This window comes from Zavarzinella formosa DSM 19928 (genome assembly GCF_000255705.1).
Classification (GTDB): Bacteria; Planctomycetota; Planctomycetia; order Gemmatales; family Gemmataceae; genus Zavarzinella; species Zavarzinella formosa.
In genome coordinates, this window is record NZ_JH636440.1 from 623,915 (window position 1) to 641,077 (window position 17,163).

At 60.3% G+C, this 17,163-nt stretch carries 17 protein-coding genes; 2 read left to right on the top strand and 15 right to left on the bottom strand.

Going from position 1 to position 17,163, the window contains the following annotated elements:
* Positions 1–86: 86 nt before the first annotated feature.
* A complete protein-coding gene (locus BGIM_RS0113535; protein ID WP_020470302.1) occupies positions 87–536 on the bottom strand; it encodes a helix-turn-helix domain-containing protein in 450 nt (149 codons plus the stop codon).
* A gap of 331 nt (positions 537–867) precedes the next feature.
* Positions 868–1,980, bottom strand: a complete 1,113-nt coding sequence (locus tag BGIM_RS0113540; protein WP_020470303.1) for an AAA family ATPase — start codon at positions 1,978–1,980, stop codon at positions 868–870.
* A gap of 410 nt (positions 1,981–2,390) precedes the next feature.
* Between BGIM_RS0113540 and BGIM_RS0113550 the strand changes: the two genes are divergently transcribed.
* A complete protein-coding gene (locus BGIM_RS0113550; protein ID WP_020470305.1) occupies positions 2,391–2,579 on the top strand; it encodes a hypothetical protein in 189 nt (62 codons plus the stop codon).
* Between the two features lie 37 nt (positions 2,580–2,616).
* Here BGIM_RS0113550 and BGIM_RS0113555 read toward each other — a convergent pair whose 3' ends face one another.
* The 3 genes from BGIM_RS0113555 to BGIM_RS0113565 all read right to left on the bottom strand — a co-directional run bounded on the left by BGIM_RS0113555 (position 2,617) and on the right by BGIM_RS0113565 (position 4,707).
* Positions 2,617–3,237, bottom strand: coding sequence for an alpha-ketoglutarate-dependent dioxygenase AlkB family protein (locus BGIM_RS0113555; protein WP_020470306.1), 621 nt, complete (start codon positions 3,235–3,237; stop codon positions 2,617–2,619).
* A gap of 23 nt (positions 3,238–3,260) precedes the next feature.
* Positions 3,261–3,683 carry a hypothetical protein gene (locus BGIM_RS0113560; RefSeq protein ID WP_020470307.1) on the bottom strand — a complete coding sequence of 141 codons (423 nt, stop codon included), beginning with the start codon at positions 3,681–3,683 and terminating at the stop codon, positions 3,261–3,263.
* An 82-nt stretch (positions 3,684–3,765) separates the two neighbouring features.
* The gene (locus BGIM_RS0113565) at positions 3,766–4,707 is read right to left on the bottom strand and encodes a DUF1559 domain-containing protein (RefSeq protein ID WP_020470308.1); all 942 of its coding nucleotides are present in this window, start codon (positions 4,705–4,707) and stop codon (positions 3,766–3,768) included.
* Between the two features lie 665 nt (positions 4,708–5,372).
* Between BGIM_RS0113565 and BGIM_RS0113575 the strand changes: the two genes are divergently transcribed.
* Positions 5,373–6,335, top strand: coding sequence for a DUF1559 domain-containing protein (locus BGIM_RS0113575; RefSeq protein ID WP_020470310.1), 963 nt, complete (start codon positions 5,373–5,375; stop codon positions 6,333–6,335).
* 39 nt (positions 6,336–6,374) lie between these two features.
* Here BGIM_RS0113575 and BGIM_RS50255 read toward each other — a convergent pair whose 3' ends face one another.
* The 10 genes from BGIM_RS50255 to BGIM_RS0113630 form a co-directional block, all read right to left on the bottom strand.
* The gene (locus tag BGIM_RS50255) at positions 6,375–6,599 is read right to left on the bottom strand and encodes an addiction module protein (protein WP_020470311.1); all 225 of its coding nucleotides are present in this window, start codon (positions 6,597–6,599) and stop codon (positions 6,375–6,377) included.
* A gap of 98 nt (positions 6,600–6,697) precedes the next feature.
* Positions 6,698–8,248 (bottom strand): uroporphyrinogen-III C-methyltransferase, encoded by a 1,551-nt coding sequence (gene cobA, locus BGIM_RS0113585; RefSeq protein WP_020470312.1) that lies wholly within the window; start codon positions 8,246–8,248, stop codon positions 6,698–6,700.
* A 172-nt stretch (positions 8,249–8,420) separates the two neighbouring features.
* A complete protein-coding gene (gene rimI / locus BGIM_RS0113590) occupies positions 8,421–8,966 on the bottom strand; it encodes a ribosomal protein S18-alanine N-acetyltransferase (protein ID WP_020470313.1) in 546 nt (181 codons plus the stop codon).
* A 567-nt stretch (positions 8,967–9,533) separates the two neighbouring features.
* Positions 9,534–11,504, bottom strand: coding sequence for a CARDB domain-containing protein (locus BGIM_RS0113600; protein ID WP_020470315.1), 1,971 nt, complete (start codon positions 11,502–11,504; stop codon positions 9,534–9,536).
* A 113-nt stretch (positions 11,505–11,617) separates the two neighbouring features.
* The gene (locus BGIM_RS0113605) at positions 11,618–11,953 is read right to left on the bottom strand and encodes a MazG-like family protein (RefSeq protein ID WP_020470316.1); all 336 of its coding nucleotides are present in this window, start codon (positions 11,951–11,953) and stop codon (positions 11,618–11,620) included.
* A gap of 554 nt (positions 11,954–12,507) precedes the next feature.
* Positions 12,508–12,705: a hypothetical protein gene (locus BGIM_RS0113610; protein WP_020470317.1), complete on the bottom strand. Its 198-nt coding sequence runs from the start codon at positions 12,703–12,705 to the stop codon at positions 12,508–12,510.
* A gap of 88 nt (positions 12,706–12,793) precedes the next feature.
* Positions 12,794–13,489, bottom strand: coding sequence for a hypothetical protein (locus BGIM_RS0113615; RefSeq protein WP_020470318.1), 696 nt, complete (start codon positions 13,487–13,489; stop codon positions 12,794–12,796).
* A gap of 81 nt (positions 13,490–13,570) precedes the next feature.
* Positions 13,571–14,527 (bottom strand): type II secretion system F family protein, encoded by a 957-nt coding sequence (locus BGIM_RS0113620; protein ID WP_020470319.1) that lies wholly within the window; start codon positions 14,525–14,527, stop codon positions 13,571–13,573.
* A 143-nt stretch (positions 14,528–14,670) separates the two neighbouring features.
* Positions 14,671–15,639 (bottom strand): type II secretion system F family protein, encoded by a 969-nt coding sequence (locus BGIM_RS0113625; protein WP_020470320.1) that lies wholly within the window; start codon positions 15,637–15,639, stop codon positions 14,671–14,673.
* A gap of 140 nt (positions 15,640–15,779) precedes the next feature.
* Positions 15,780–17,156 (bottom strand): CpaF family protein, encoded by a 1,377-nt coding sequence (locus BGIM_RS0113630; protein WP_020470321.1) that lies wholly within the window; start codon positions 17,154–17,156, stop codon positions 15,780–15,782.
* Positions 17,157–17,163 lie beyond the last annotated feature (7 nt).

Below are 17,163 nucleotides of genomic sequence, written 5' to 3' on the forward strand. Positions count from 1 at the left end.
ATTCATTTGCAAATGCTGCTGCTTGATTTTGCATCAAGCCATCACCCAATCAACCGCCACGCCAACCGGCGGAAGTCGCCGGAAGCTCACCCGCCCGCCCGGCGGCGTTCGTCACGGCCGGAGAGAATCTGGTGGACTCGTTGCCGGGAGAGGCCGTGCTTGGCGGCGATCTGCGGGTAGGTCCAGCCGGCTTTGCGGAGTTTTTTGAACTCGGCCAGCCGGGCCGCGTCGCCGTCGCGGGGGCGGTGTTTGCGGAACGGGGGGATGCCGAGTTGCCGCCGCCAGGTGGTGATGCGGTCCCGGCTGATGCGGAGCTTGTCCGCCAGCGCCGGGTCCGAGGCGGTTCCCAGCAACTTGCGGACCTTCTCCGGAGGCGGGGGCGCCGGGGCCTTGTAAACGGCGATGCCGATCGACCGGCGTTTCTCGCGCACCACCGACTTGCAACGGTCGATTTTGGCGGCGATTGACTCGTCGGTGGCCTTGCCCAACAGGGCAAGCTCCGCCGAGGTCCAGGCTTTGCGGGGACGGTACTTCATCGGGAGAGTAGGGAGAGAGAGAGAAATCGGGAGAGTAAAAAAAAGAAGGTCCCGGCAGGAGACTCGCATTCCCACCGGGACCGGAGAAGTGCGTGGGATTAAATTAGCATGTCCTCCCCGACAGGATCAAGAAAAATCCGCTCCGTTTTCTTCAGATTGGTTGCAAGGTTGCGGAAAAGAAATGTCCGCGAACAGAAGTGGCCCGCCGCGTTCGCCAACCCTCGCCCAAAAGGTCAACTCCCGACAGCGGGCCGATGGTCAGATTAACATTCGTCCAATTGCCCCGCAACAAGATTCTCGGAGAATCTGACGAACGACAAAACCGGCCGGATCAGACCACATACTCGACCACATGGGCTTCCGTGCGGTCGGGGACTTCCCAGCGGTCCAGCATTCGCTCGATCACTTTTTCCGGAACCTTGCGACGGCGGGAGCGGTTCTGCTGGAACAGCCGATCCGGCGGCGCCTCCACATACACCAGCCGGACGTGGGCATGGTAATCGTGAAACAGCCGCAAGCAATCGGACCGGACCTGTCGGCTGAGATTCTGGGCGTTCCACACAAAGTCCCGGCCGGCCCGCAGGAAATCGCGGGCAATTTCCCGGGCGCGGTTGACCACATCCCCTTGGGCGTCCTGTGGCGGGATGCCCATTTCCTGCCGGATCACGTCCAGACTGATGACCGGCCAGTCGGGGAGATGCTGTTCGGCCCAATAATCCTTCCCTGCCCCCGGCAGGCCGCTCATGACCACCACGCGGGTGCGAAAATCCTCCGGCGGTGTCGTGGCGCCGTTATGACGGTGCGGTTCCCGGAAGAACAGATAACGTTGATGGTCGCTCGGAAATTGGTACGGCCGGTCCAGGCAGCCAAGTTCTTCGGCCTTTTCCCGGAAATGCCGGACTTGTGAGAGAAGCTGATCCGGGTCGGGGCAGATGCGGCCGCGGGCATCGGACTCGGCCATGATCGCCAGCCAGTCACACCGGGCAGTCTGGCTGACTTCGATGGCCATTCGCTCCGGGTTTTCGCTGTCCGTCAGGAAGAACGGCACCAAGTGATGCCGGACGATGGCGCACACGGCCTCCCGGTCGTGAAACGGCACGCCCAGCCGCCAGAGAATATGCCGGGCGCGGATCGCCCCCCGCCACGAATGCCCGCGCGAGGACCAGCGGCCGTCGGCCTCCCGGCGCGTGCAGGCGGGTTTGGCCACGTCGTGCAACAGGGCGGCTTGAAACATTGTCTGGCGGTCATGCTCGGGCAGGGCGCGCCAGGCGGGCAGCGCGGCCATCGCCTCGCACACCATATGCACATGAATCCACACATCCCCCTCCGCGTGGCGGTCGGGGTTCTGCGGGCAGCCCTTCAAATCCTGCATCCACGGGAACGGGTCCAAGTCCGCCCACGGGACGGCCCAGTCCGGTTCCGACGGATATGTCAATTTCCCCATGAAGGTCTCGATTCCCAACCCGTCTCATTACCCATTGAAATCATTTTACACGACTCAGGAACCGAAGGAGAACCTCGCTTCCCAAGTTTCGGATTTCCCGACCGCCCGCCGAGCCGCCTTAAACGCGAGATTATCGGGAATCAAAGATGAGAACGCCGGAGGTTTCTTTCTTTTTAGGCTGTCCAATGTGTTCACTTTTGTGGGTGACTTAGGCGGCCCGAAGGGCGGTCTTGGCCCCCGAAAAACGTCCGGCGGGCGTCTTGTGCGGGTCGTATCGCGCCCGGATGGCGAAAAATCCCCATCATGTTCCCGATGAACCCGTTGCGGCACAAGAGTCGTCCACTACAATTCCCAAACGAAAACCCATCCGATAATTCCCGGCGGGAAACCCCCGTTTGTCTGCGAGGCCGATGATGCAGAAGTGGATGTGTCTCGGAGCCATGATCGTCGCCGGCCTGACGCTAATCCTGTGCCTCATGGACCTGATTATCGGCAAGCCTTTCGGTGGCGGGCCGTATATGGTCGCCGACATCGGGGCCATTCTGGCCGCCGGCACCACCGCGTATTTGGGGTTCAACGCCTGGCAGGATGTGAAATAAGTTTCTCCCGTCAGGTTTCATTTCGCCACCGACCGTCTCACGGTCGATTGTTTGTCTCAATTCTCCGAAAAGTCAAATTGATTCGCGGACCACAAGGCTTCTTGGTTTTCGGGATTTGATGCTGCCAATGTCGTTGGGTCTCGCCGCGCATCAGCAAACAACTCCCGGCCGTCAGGTCGATGGCCGTTTTCTCGGTTCGGCGAACGCGATGCCGGAATTGGAACCGCCGGACGGCCCCAAAACTCACGGAGGCAATCACCGGCGCCGGGCCGAGTTCCGGTTCGTCGTCGCTGTGCCAGCTCACGCCGTCCGATCCGTCGCGGTAGTAATTCAGCAACACGCTGTTGAACGGCAGGCCGTCCGGCGCCAGCAATCGTTCGCGGATCTCCGACAGGGCCGGGGTCCACGGTTCGGGAATCAGTTCGACATGGGAATAGGCGTAACCGGTTCCCGCATCGCCATGCCACGACGTGAGACGGGGAACTGGAATCGTCTTGCCGTAAAGCCGGATGGAAACCTGCCGCCACGGAATCTCGGCGGTCAACCGGCGGAGGAAATCTTCGGATTCGACGGCATTGAAGAATGCCGGGAAAAAGGTCACGTCCGCGTCCGGCATGGGAAGCCGGACGGGCATATCGGGAAAGAGTGGCGGCATCATGGGGCTGGCCGCGACAACCGGCCTTACTTGGTCAGGTCGAAATTTATTTCGCCGCCCCCCTTGGGCACTTCCTTGGTCAGGGTGGTTTGGGAATTGTATTTCGCGGGAATGTACATTTCCTCGACTTCGTTTTTTCCCTCGACCGTGTTGGTGAACTTGCCCGTCTTGCGGGAGGCCATGATTTCCACCTTGTAGGAACCCGCCTCGCAGTCGGCCGTGTATTTCCCACCGGTGATCGCCCCGGAATAAGTGGCGCCTTTGCCGTCGGCCGCCCGGAAGTTAATTCGTCCCTCCGCAACCGGCTCGTTTTCAAACTTGACGTGTCCGGTCACCTTGTTGAGTTTGGGACCGCTGCCCCCGTCGCAACCCGGCAGGAAGATTCCGACCGCCAGCAACAACCCCATCACCGGGCGCGACATCGTCCGGCCAATCGAAACATGCGTCATCAAAAAGATCCTTGGAAATAGAACCGCCTCACCTCCGTCTGATGACGGGGATGAGGCGGGGTCATTGTGAAATCGAAACCGATCAGTTGACGGAAGACACCAAGCCATCCGCGCGGGTTCCGAGCGTCTGCCAGGTGTAGCGGTCCATCGTGTTCTTGAAGAACCGGATGGAGCCGTCGCCCATTGCCGCGTTCACGCCGCCGGTGTGCTTGCTGCGGGCAAAGTTCCACCGGGTGGCCGTTCCGTTGAGGCTCACGCAGGGAGCGCCCGGCCAGGTGGTCGATTTGCAGGAATACACCTGGTCGGCCACCGTGGTGTTCGGCAGTTCAAAACTTGAGAATCCATAGGCCCCGTGCGGGGCGCCGCCCCAGACGCCGCCCAGTTCGCCCCAACAGGCGGAGGTGCTGGTCCGGATGATGCTTTCGGAAGCCATCAGGGTGTTGGAGGCGCCGTCCGTGATGGCGCCAAAGGTGGTGGTCGAGTCCAGATAAAACATGCCGCCCGGATCACCGGCGCCAATGTCCTTTTGGGTGGGGGTGGAACCAGACCACGTCATCCCGCCGGCGCTCAGGCCGTAGTTTGTTTGAAAGCCGGTCGTGGTGCCATTGGCCCCCTTGCCCGGACCATTGGGATCGGACGGGCAAACCAACGTGGGGACGATCACCGCGGTGATGGTCGTGGGGATGTAGAAGACATAATCCGTGGTGTCCGCTTGATAGAGCTTGAACAGATTGTCCTGCTCCATGTACGGCAGAATGAGTTGGAACCAGCACTCGCGGCGGTGAGGCACGCCCGCCACTTCGGTCTTGTGCCCCATCGGGAAGCAACCGTAGGAACTCTCGTAGTTGTGCAGGGCCAGTCCGAGCTGCTTGAGGTTGTTGGAACACTTCATCCGGTTGGCGGCTTCGCGAATCTTTTGGACGGCCGGAAGCAGCAGCCCGATCAAAATCGCGATGATGGCGATCACCACCAACAGTTCAATCAACGTGAAGCCGCGACGCTTGCGGCCGGGGGGGAAAGTCATGAAGTCTCCGGGCACCAAATGAAGATGAGAAAAAGCATCCCGAACAAAGGGACACGGTGGGTGTGACCCCTTACGCACCCCGGATGCCATCATTGGTCCGAACACGAGATGTCGCCATCAGTGTTGACGTAAATGGCTATTTTCAAATGTGTTGTGTAACGATTAAAAATATCTAACAGGTAATGGCTTCCCAAGATGACGCCTTCGACAGGCGCATCGATGCCTGTTTTTGAAGCAATCGATTTGATGGTTGAAAAATTGTTCGTTGAGCAGAGGATTCAAGCGTTCGTTGGCGGCATTGAATCAACGAATTAACAAGCTTTGTTTTGCTGATGCGTCTGTTTCATATGTTATTGTACTGATGCGTTGTTGACCACCAAAATTGTTGGCGAATAGACGTTTGTGCCTCCGGTGATTGCAATTCATGCCCTTGGTTCGGGCGAAAAAAGCCGCTCGTGGAACAAAACACATGGTTTCCAAAAATTGGCGGCCTTTCCCTCTGGGCGAATGCGTATGTTCTGTTAGGATCGCATGATTGCCTCATAATGATCCGAGCCGTTTCCTCTCCAAAAACCGGCGTCTTCCACCCCCGCCTGACGTCGCTCTCCCCGGCCTGATGTGCCTGCATTCCATCCATCTGGTTCCCTTTCTCGGGAGATTGTCTGATGAATTGTCGTTTTGATTCACGTCGTCGGGGTTTCACGCTCATCGAACTGCTGGTGGTGATGGCGATCATCGCCATCCTGATTGGCCTGTTGTTGCCGGCCGTGCAGAAAATCCGCGAGGCCGCCAACCGGATGAAATGCACGAACAACCTCAAACAACTCGGTCTGGCTTTGCAGAATTATCATGGAGCCAACGAGAAGTTTCCCATCGGGGCGACCGCCGCCGCTTATGTGGGGCCGAATGTTTTCTTGCTGCCATACCTGGAGCAGGACAATATTTATTCCCAAGTCGGCAACCCCAACACGGCCGCCGCCTGGACCACTTACACCGCCAACAAACCGGCCGCCTTCCTTTGCCCTTCGGACACTGAAAAAGGCGCGGCGACGGATTACGGGTATTCCAATTACCGCTACAACGGCGGCAGTTGGGACCGGATCAACAATTGGGATGGCGTGTTTGGCATGGCCGTGTCGTCCGAGAGTTCGCCGACGGCCGTGGCGACGGAAACCCGCATCGCCGACATCACGGACGGCACCTCGAACACCGCCGCCATTTCGGAAGGATGTAATTATCAGGCCAGCGGCACGGACAAATTGTCCGACTGTTTCGAGACCCCCGCGTCGGTGACCGCCACCACCATTCCGACGGCCCGCGCCGCGTTCCAGGCGATGGACTGGAAAACCGCCGGTCTTGCCGGAGGGGGTTGGAAAGGTCGCGGCTACCCGTGGAGCGAAGGCTCGATGTGGCGCGGCCTGTATAACCACATCCTCCCGCCTAACACCCCCTGCTGGCGTCCCGGAGCCTACGGCCAATACGCCGCCGCCCCGACTAGCCGCCACACCGGCGGCGTCAACGTTTGCCTCGTCGACGGCTCGGTGCGCTTTGTCCGAGAGTCGGTGAACGTGGATGCGTGGACGGCGTTCGGAACCCGTTCCACGGGAGAATCGCTTCCGCTTGATTGAGACGGGTTTGGGGGCCGAATCGGCTCCCATAAAAAATGCTTACGTCAGCAATCCCAACCGCCGACGGACTTTCTCCCAAGCGACGCCACGGGATGGATCGGCATCCGACAAGGCGGCCCGTCGCTCCAACTCTGCTTGAACCTCCGGGGTGATTGATTCTTGTTCCAGTGAATCATGGACACTGTCCCACAGAGCCTGAGCCAGCGCAAAACGGTCTTCGGGGCTGAGGGCATCAAGACCAAGTTCTCGAAGTGTTGGCGGCACGGCGAACCTCGGTGGAAGATGAGGTGTAGTATACCCGAGTCCAAAATCGCTCGCCATCCCGGCTGAACCGGCGCCGTCAATCGCCAGGAACTACCGAATCAGTCCCCGACATCACGTCGCAATTTCAATTCCCGCAGTTTGGCCATCAGTCCGGCGTTGGTGGGATCGCTGGTCACTTCGGCCGGGAAATTCTGCTCGGCGAGCCATTGCTTTAGGCGAAGGCTGTTGGCCACCAGCGTGATTTGGCCGCGTTGGAAGCGGCCGCGAATGGTGTTGTCGCACGCGGCGAGAAAGGCCTTGGCGATGTTCGGGCTGGTCAGGGTGACGACATGGATTTCGCCGCGACGAAGCCGGTCGAACACGTCCCGGTTCTCGATGATTGCGGGGGTTTGCCGGTAGGCTTCCACGGTTTCCACCATCGCCACGGCGGAGAGTTGTTGCCGCAGCAATTCCCTTGCCTCGGCCGCCTGGGCGAGCAAGACCCGCTGGCCGCGAACTCGCTCGGCCAGTTCGGCGGCCAGTGTTTCCGAATTCATCCCGGCTGACGGAATCAAATCGGCGACAAGGTGGTATTCCGCGAGGGCCTCGGCCGTGGAGGGGCCGATCACGGCGATCTTTGTCCCGCCCAGCACGCGGGCGTCCTTTCCCACTTCCTTCAACCGCTGAAAGAAGAACTGGACTCCGTTGGCGCTGGTGAACACGATCCACGAAAACCGACCGGCCTCCAGTTGCGAGACGGCGACATCAACGCCCGACCAGTCGGCGGGGGCCTCGGCCTCGATCACCGGGAGCGAGTAAGGCACCGCCCCGTCCAGTTCCAATTGCCGGGTGAGGGTTTTGGCCTGTTTTGACGGCCGGGTGACCAACACCCGCAAGCCCAACAGCGGCCGGGCCTCGAACCACGAGACCGCCGGTTTGAGATCGACCACCTGGCCGATGATGACCAGCGAGGGGCTGGTCATCCCCGCGAGGCGAATCTGATCGTCGATGGTGCCGAGGGTTCCCATGAGAATCTGTTGTTCCCCGGTGCTGGCCCGGTGAACGAGGGCCACGGACGTGTCGGCGGGCTTGCCTTGGTTGATGAGTTCGCGGGCGATCAACCCGAGCCGGCCGACGGCCATGTAGACCGCCAGCGTGCCGGGAAACTTCGAGAGGGCGGCCCAATCGATCCGCGTGCTGGTCTTCCCCGGATGCTCGTGCCCGGTGACGATGGCGATGGCGCTGGCATAAGCCCGGTGTGTCAGCGGGATTTCCGAGTAGGCCCCGGCCGCGAAGGCGGCCGTCACGCCCGGCACAATTTCGTAGGGGATGCCCGCCTCGCGCAATCCGGCGGCTTCCTCGCCCCCCCGGCCGAAGATGAGCGGATCGCCCCCCTTTAGGTGGACGACGCAACGGCCTTTGCTGGCTTCCTCGATGATTCGTTGATGAATGTGCGGCCAGCGCTGCGGATGTTCGCCGGGAAGCTCGTCCACGCACAGCCGTTCGGCATGGGCGGGGGCGTAATCAAGGATGCGCGTGGAGGTGAGATAATCGTAGAGAACGAAGTCGGCCTGTTGCAGACACTCGACCGCCCGGAGGGTGAGTAACCCCGGATCGCCCGGCCCGGCCCCGACCAAAAACACCTTCGCCCGTGTGGACTTCGCAATCATCGATTCATTTTAGCAAGTCGGGGAGGGTAAAACCAAAAGGCATCAACCACAAAGGCACAAAGATCACACAAAGTTTCGCAGAGAAAACCAAGAAAAAGAAATCTCTTTGGTCTTCTTTGTGAATCTTCGCGTGATCTTTGTGCCTTTGTGGTTGATGCCTTTTGGTCTTCGATCAGCTTTCTTCGTATTGGGCGGCGATGCGGTTCGGCGCGGTGTCGTCGTCGTCATCGTCAACCAGATCGTCGAGGCGGAAGTTCATCAAGTAGGCATCTTCGCCGGAGTCTTCGTAGTAACTTCGCAGAACTTTCGTAGCGTTGAACGCCTGCGAGCGGAAGAACTGCTGGGCCGGAAGATTGGACTCCCGCACCGCCAGCGTGATTTTGGTGCGACGATGGCTGGAGAGCTTTCCGACCAGTTTCATCGCCATTTGCGTGCCGATGCCGAGGCGGCGATGAGCCGGGTCCACCGCAAAGTTCAGCACATGCAGCTTCGACTTGTGGAGTTCGTAAATCATAAACCCGACCACGCGATCGTTATGCTCGGCCACCATGCCGATGCAGTTTCGCTGACGCAGACAGCGGAGGAAATCATCCTCCGTCCACGAAAAATCGAAACTGGTGCGTTCGATCTCCAAGACTTCGGCCATGTCCCGCCGGATCATCCAGCGGATGTGAACGCGAAGCCGGTCCTTGATTGGCAAGCGAACCGTATTGTTCATTCGACGGACTCCTCCCACTGATCGGCACGCCATCCCTGGACAAGGCCTCGTGGCCCCCGTGCCGTCCGTTTTTCCGTGATATTTCAGCCACTTCGATCGGTTCGTCCGCCAGTCGGCCGGAGTATCCGGTTCCACGGAGGACGAATCATACCAGCAGATTTCCCCGCGCTCAAGAGCAACGATCATTACAATTCAGAACGCGAGCAGGCGAATCAAAATCCAAAACATTTCCACCGCGTTTCGCGGCCCCCGCCGGATGGTTTTTCGGCCAAAAAGGCCGGAAATCGGCGGGTTTTCGTTCGCCCGGCCCTCGCGACCGGGCCGGATTCACCGGCCCTTCGGACCGGCAAATCGACCGTCTTCGACTCCGCATTTCCATTCCGAACACCGAGAAAAACTCAGAGCAAGTGAAAAGAATGAATCGGTCTGGGACCAGAGTACTCCGCACGCTCCGCGTGCGGACGGGACTTTGACCCGTTTCATCGTCCGGCCACAGGGCAAGCCCCGACCGCACGCGGAGCGTGCGGAGTACTCTGGTCCTCGACCGTTCATTCTTTCCGCCCGTTCTTAGTTCGAGTAAAACACGGTGCTTTCTTCCTTCACCACCGGCTGCTTGAGCTGGTCGCAGGAGAGTTGCACTTTGCAACGCAGATCCCCTTGCGTCAGACCCTTCGCCTTGATCCGCAACACCACGTCGGCCTTCACGGCCAGCCGCGGGATGGCCTCAAACGTGACCGTCTGGCCGGCCGAACTGTGCTTCACCGGGCCGGTCACCGAAGTGATGGCCAGGCCCTCGGAGAACGCGGACGCCAGCCGGATGTTCGTCAGCGGACAAGTCCCCTGATTGAAGATCCGAATCTCGTAGGTCACTTCCTTGTTCACCTCGGCCGGGTTGTCGAGGTTCACCACTTCAAAGTTCAGCGCCGGGACGCCCTCCACCTGCACCACGGACTCCCCTTCGGCCTTCAACGACTTCATGATGGTCGATTGGGCAATTGCCCGCACCGCCAGTCTCCCGGCGACGGAAGCCCGCAGTTTAAGCGTTACAAGCTTCTTGCCTCCGGCGGCCAGCGGCCCAAAGTTCCAAGTCACCGTCCGCGTGCCCGGTTCGTAGTTGCCGGCGTCGCTGGCGGAGACAAATTCCAATCCTTCCGGGAAGGAGGCGGCGGCCAGCGTGCCCGGCGTGATCGCATTGCCGGGATTGGTGATCTCCAGCGTGAAGGTCGGTTCGCCCCGCACCATCGCCCGGCCGGGGTTGACCACTCTCAACTCCAGCAGCGGTTGTTGCACCATCACATTGCACTTGGTCACGCTTGCTTTGCACGATTCCCCGGCGACCATCAGCTCGCAAGTTTGCATCCCCGGTTTCACGGCTATTGTGTGCAGTTCCACAGATCGCGTCTCCCCGGCGGCAAGGCTGGGCAATTCCGCCTCGACGGCCGTTCCCATTTTCTGGGCGGCATGTTGCAACCCGGCGGGCAGCAAAATGTGAATCTTCACCTTGCTGGCGGCGCCGGTTCCCTCGTTCTTCACCTGAATGTTGAAGGAGACTTTGTCGCCGAACAGCACCGCCTCCGGGCCGGTGATGCTCGCGGCCAGTTTCGGCCGGGTGATCTTGATGACGTTGTTCGTCGCTGCGGTGTGGGTGACTTTGGGAGAAGTTTTGAAATCGTCTTCCCCCGTCGGCTTCACATTTACCCTGAGGCGCTTCTCGCCGTTGACAGCCAGATCGCCCAGGGAATAGCGCAGTGTGTTGAGGGAAACATCGGCCATCGGCTCGCCGCCGAGATAACGAGTGCCAACCGGAAGTTCTTCCTCGACACGCACCCCCGTGACGGGCACCGGGCCGTTGTTCTTCACCACAATTTCGTAGCTGGTATCCTTGCCTAATCCGGCCGATTCCGGCGTGACGGTTTCGATGCTCACACCGGCCATGATGCGATTGCCCGGCAGCCCTTGCGGTGAAGAATTCGGCGCCGGATTGACGGGGCCAGCCGGTTCGACGGGCGGTTCAGTCCTCACCGGCGTCGGCGGCTTCGCGGGAACCACGGGCCGGAGTTCAAAGGGCGCCGGTTCCGACACGGCGGGTTTCACCTCGGGCGGCTTCGGGGCGGGCGGCGTTAATTCGGGAGCCTTGATCGGGGCCGGAACCGGCAGCGAGGCGGGTTCCGGTTTCGGCGGCGTGTCGAGGCCGGGCGGCTTGGGGATGGCGGGTTTGATTTCCGGCATCGGAAGCTCAAGCAAGGAGGGGTCGATTTTGGTGGGCGCCCCTTCGAGCGGCGGCGGGGGCGGCACCACGGGATCGAGGTCGCCCATGAGAAGTTCCGGGCCGGGCTTCGCGGGCACCCCCACGGCGCTCGGACGGCTCGGCGTGGATTGCGCCTTGCTAAACGTCATCGGCAGGATGTCCGGACCCTGCGGGGCGGCGGCCTTCCCGCCATACGGCGATGGCGCCGGTTGGGCCGTCACACTGACGAGACTGATCCCCAGCACGGCAATCACGCCCGCGGCCAGCGTGGCCAGGTGAAGTCGTCGCATGGTCCCCTTCCCCCTTCATCCTTGAATCCGAACGCGACCCGCCGTGCTTCCCCCCGGAAGCGAAATGCGTCGTTGCACTCCGTGGCGAGTCGTCCCCCTTGTACCCCTGCTGTTCAACCGGCGGGCGGCGGGTATTTCACCGCGTTCTTCACCAGCTTGCGGGCAACCGCGTCGCTGATGTCGATGCCCGAATGCACGCCGAACAGCATCACCAAGTTGCAGACATCCGCCAGTTCATCCGCGATGGCCTCCCGGCTCTCCGGGCTCTGGCACACGGCATACGACTCCTCGGCGGTGAGCCAGCGGAAATGATCGCACAACTCGCCGACTTCGCTGGCGATGGCCATGCAAAGATTCTTCGGCGAGTGGTACGGTTCCCAGTGGCGTTGGGTCGCGAAGGAGCGAATTGCTTCCTTCAACGACTCCACCGTGGTGGTCGCGTCCGGCATGTCTGGTCAACTTTGGTGTTTCATCCCGACCAAGCGCCCGTGCGATGTTTCCCCCATGCACAGACATTCCGTCGAGACTCGCGAGGCTTATAACCGTCCTTCATAATTTGTCAATCGAGAAATGGGCGTCTGATTGATGAATTCATGAAGATTGGGCGGGGAAATTTCGCATGTTGGGAAGTGAGCTGTGAAGCCGCGACGCGAAGGCTTTGCACGACGGAGCGAGTCTGGAGATTGTTGCCGAAGAGAGTGAGTTAAGGACTTGGGTAAGATCGCACAAAGCCTTCGTGTCGCGGCTTCACAGCGAGTTCGTCCCAAAAGTTGATTAATGCAAAATCAACAGATATTTTGTGTGAGATCATCAAGAGCCCCACTGCGTGAGCGGTGGGGGTGTTTTCAGTGTGTGACGGCCACCCCCACCGCTGACGCAGTGGGGCTCTTGAATTCATTTGCAAATGTTGTTGCTTGATTTTGCATTAATTAGAGTGTGAGAAACGGGCCATTGGCCCAATTTGAATGGCAGGCTGACGGGGAAGCGAGGCGTTCTTTTTCGGTCACTTCTTCCATTTGCCGGAGGAAATAATCAGAACCCCGACGATGCCGAGGATGATGACCGTCATCACGACGCCGTCTTGGTCGGCAAGGAATCCCGCCCAGTATTTTTTGAAGCCGTACCAGAATCCCGACGCGTAAGACGGCGTGGGAAGGAGAAGCCAGAGAAAAGCCGTGAACAAACTCAGGTAGCGAAACATGATGCACCACGTTGCCCGTCAAGGGTGTCAGCCAAACCAAGGGAAACGGGGGGACAGCCAAACGGCGCCCCTCGCTTCCCCATTTCAATCACATGCCAGGAGCCGAGGAACCACCGGCGCCGGGAGTGCCCGTCGGCGCCCCGCCCGGACCCGATGAAGGGATCGGGGCGCCATACGCTCCGACTCCCGCTCCCGAGCCGCCCGGAGTGGAAACCGGCCCGCCCACGGCGCCAATCGAGATCCGCTGCTTCGGCGAGGGCACGACCAGTCGCGGGGCGGCGCCATTGATGCCCGGATAAGCCGGGTCGTGAATCTCGACGTTGATCGTGGACGGCGACCGGCCGCTCAGGGTCGAGGACATATATTTCTGGATGGCGACCACCCGCTTGGAATCCAGGTCGCCCCGCTTGGTCACATAGTCCGAGGGCTTCTCGGCGTCATACGGGATGTCCCGCGTGGTTTGCAGATAAATCACCGGGTCCGGGGCCGGCCGTCGTCGGGCCAGTTGATCCAGCTTGTCCATCCCGGCGGCGTTGATCCGGTCCGATCCCGCGTCGAAATGCATGTTCCAGATCGTCTGATCCAGAATATGCCCGTTCATCACCTGGGGTTCAAACTGGGCCACCTGCCGCTCCCGAGCCTGGGAGGCGTAGCGGTCCGGCCAGCACGGGTCGGCCACGCATTCATACACGCTTCCCTTGTCCCCTCCGTGCATGCATCCCGAGGAGGCAGCCGCGCCGAGACCCATCACCCCGCACAACATTCCCTTGATCATCCGGTTCATCGTTCCCTCCTTGGAACTGAGACCACTGGTTTCTGGTCTTCGGCCAAAGATCCGTCGGTTCTTCAGCTTGAAACCAGCGGATTATCCGCCTTTCAGCAGACCCTTCGAGATTTGAATCGACGCGGGGCCCACCAAAACCACGAAGATTGCGGGGAAAATAAACAAGACGAGGGGAAAAATCAGTTGCACAGCCGTTTTTGCCGCCTTCTCTTCCGCAATTTGCCGCCGCCGCGTCCGCATGGAGTCGGATTGAACCCGGAGAGCCTGGGCAATGCTGGAGCCGAACCGGTCGGCTTGGATCAGGATCGCGGCCAGCGCCTTCATGTCGTCCACGCCGGTTCGCACGCCGAGTTCGTGCAACACTTCCCGGCGCGGCCGGCCCATTTGCAATTGCATGTTGGCCAGTTCAAACTCTTCCGAGATTGTTTTCGCATGTTCCCCCATTTCCTCCGTGATTTTTCTCATGGCGGCGTCAAGACCCAGCCCGGATTCGACGCAGACCACCAGCAAGTCCAGCGCGTCCGGCATTGACAGGAAGATTTTCTTCTGCCGTCCGGAGACGATCAGGTGCAGGGTAACCTGAGGCAGATAGAAGCCGAGCGATCCGCAGATCACGATGTAAATCAGGGCTTTTTGGGTAAAGCCGGATGTGTACAGCATCACCCCGGCCGACGGGATCAGGAAGATGGCGAGGCTCAGCACCCGCAACCCCTGATAGATCATCGGGGCGTTGTCGCTTCGGAACCCGCCGTTCACCAGCTTGAGTTTAAGTTTGTTCTTTTCAAGATCGGACTGGCCTTCCATTGCCCCGCCAATCTGGGCGATGGCGTCCTTCAGCCCGCTGAAGCGCTGCCGACGGTCATCCATGTCATCCATGTTTCCGGCCGACTGGGGCCGGCTGAGCCGGTCGAGCCGGTCCACGGCGATGTTGGACCGCTTGGAAAGGACAGTCATCAACGCCCACGCCCCGACGACAATCGCCCCGAAGACGATGATCGGAGTCAGTTCCGTGATGGAGAAGGCAAACAGGGGAATCATGGTGAGGTCTCGGAGGCCCTTGCGGGCCGGCTATGAGCTATGAGCCGTGAGCCGTGAGCAAATCACGTCACCGCCCGGCAATTTACGTCACTGATCGACTGGCGCCGTCCGTCTTTGTTTTTCCGGCTCATGGCTCAAAGCCCTTAAACCTTGATGTCCACAATCTTCTTGATCGCATAAGAGCCGATAAGCATGAGGATGATGGCCCCGCCGCTCATCTGCTGGCCCAGTTTGTCCGTCCACAGCAACTCGATGTAGTCGGGCTTCATGTGGAGCATCATCAGGAACAGGCCGATCGGCATGGCGATCAGCACGATCCCGGAGAGCCGGCCTTCCGCCGTCAGGGCCTTCACCTGGCCGAGAATCTTGAAGCGCTCCCGGATGATGTGGCCGATCCGGTCGAGGATTTCGGCCAGGTCACCCCCGGTTTGCCGTTGGATGTTCACGCTGGTGACGAAGAACCGAAGGTCCAGGTTCGGCACGCGGTCGCACAGGTTTTGCAGGGAGTCTTCCATCGTCATCCCGAGGTTTTGTTCCTCATAGACGCGGGCAAACTCCTTGCTGATCGGCTCGGGCATTTCGTGGGCCACCACATGGAAACCCGAGGCCAGCGAGTGACCGGCCCGCAAGGCGCGGGCGACGAGTTCCATCGCCTCCGGCAGTTGGGCGGCGAATTTCTTGAGCCGCGAGGCCCGCTTAAACCACAGCCACATGAACGGCAGGCCGAACATGATGAGGCCGCCGATCGGGGAGGCGTAGATGTTCACCATCACGGTGCTGATCATCGCCCCGACGAAGCCGAAGGCCATGGCGATGCCGAACAGGACGCTGGGCTGCATCTTGAGGTCGGCCTGCTCGAACATCTTGGACACCTTGAAAAATTCCGGTGTCAATTTTTCGAGCAGATTGGCCTTGCCCACTTCTTGAAGAGCCTGTTTGATCATGAGATCCGTGGACGAATCGGCCTTGCGATTCGACCGGCCGACGATGGCTTCCAAGCGTTCGCTCGCGGCCCCGTCGCCGCCATAAAACTTGGACAGCACAAAGCCGACGATCGCGACCACGCTGGTCACGCCGACAAAGGCCAGAAAGCCCAACATGTACGGATTCATGATGCAACTCTTGAGGGCCCTGCGGGCCGGCTATGAGCCATGAGCCGTGAGCCAAACCAGCCACGGCGTGTTTTTGTCACTGTTCAATGCCCGTCCTGGCTTTGCTCATGGCTCACGGCTCATGGCTCAAAGCCCTTCAATCAATCCCGCAGCAGCACTCGTTCGGTGAACATGTTCGCGGGCAGCTTGACGCCCTTGGTTTCCAGCCGGTTCACGAAGGTCGGCCGGACGCCGGTGGCCTCGAACTGGCCGTAGGCCCGGCCGTTTTGATCCACGCCCAATTGCTTGAAGCGGAAGATTTCCTGCATGATGATGACGTCTTGTTCCATGTTCATCACTTCCGTGATGCTGGTGATTTTCCGGGGGCCGCCCTGAAGGCGGTTCGCCTGGATCACCAAGTCCACGGCCGAGGCGATCTGTTGCCGCATGGCCTTCATGGGAAGTTCAAAGCCGGCCATCATGATCATGGTTTCGAGGCGGGACATGCCGTCCCGCACACTGTTGGCGTGCAGCGTGGTCATCGAGCCGCCGTGGCCGGTGTTCATGGCCTGGAGCATGTCGAGCGTTTCGCCGCCGCGACACTCTCCGATGATGATTCGTTCGGGCCGCATCCGCAGGGCGTTCTTCACCAAGTCGCGGGTCAGCACGGCGCCCTTGCCTTCAATGTTCGGCGGCCGGGTTTCCAACCGCACGACGTGGTCTTGTTGAAGCTGAAGTTCGGCCGCGTCTTCGATGGTCACGACCCGTTCGTCGTGCGGGATGAAGCTGGAAAGCGTGTTGAGCAGCGTCGTTTTTCCGCAACCCGTCCCGCCGGAGATGATGACGTTCAGCCGGGCCTTGATGCAGGCCTCCAGCAGCATCGCCATCTCGGGGCTGAACGCCTTGTAGTTCAACAAGTCTTCGAGCTTCAGCGGCGTGGCGCCGAAACGCCGGATGCTCAAGGAAGCCCCGTCGAGGGCGATGGGGGGGATGACCGCGTTCACACGGGAGCCGTCCGGCAACCGGGCGTCGCACAACGGGCTGGTTTCATCCACCCGCCGGCCGATCTTGGAGACGATGCGGTCGATGATCTGGAGAAGATGGTCGTTGTCGCGGAAGACCACTTCGGTCTTTTCGAGCTTCCCGCGACGCTCAACGTAAATTTTCTTGGGGCCGTTCACGAGGATGTCCGAGATGGTCGGGTCCTTCAGGAGCGGTTCGAGGGGGCCGAAGCCGAGTGTTTCGTCGAGGATTTCCTCGATGAGTTTTTCCCGCTCCATCCGGTTGAGCAGCGGGTTTTCGGTGTCGCAAAGATGTTCGATGACGCGACGGATGTCTCGCCGCAGTGCCTCGGAGGTCAGGTCCTTCACGCGGGAGAAGTCGAGCCGTTCGACGAGCTTCGCGTGGATCTGCTTTTTCAGTTCCTCGAAGTTCTTCGTGCCGGCCGCCGATTGTCCGTTGTTGCTGACGCTCAGCCCCCGGACGCTCGACCCGTTCATGTTGTTGAGCTTGGAAAGCCCTTGTTGCAAACGCGACATCGTTGAA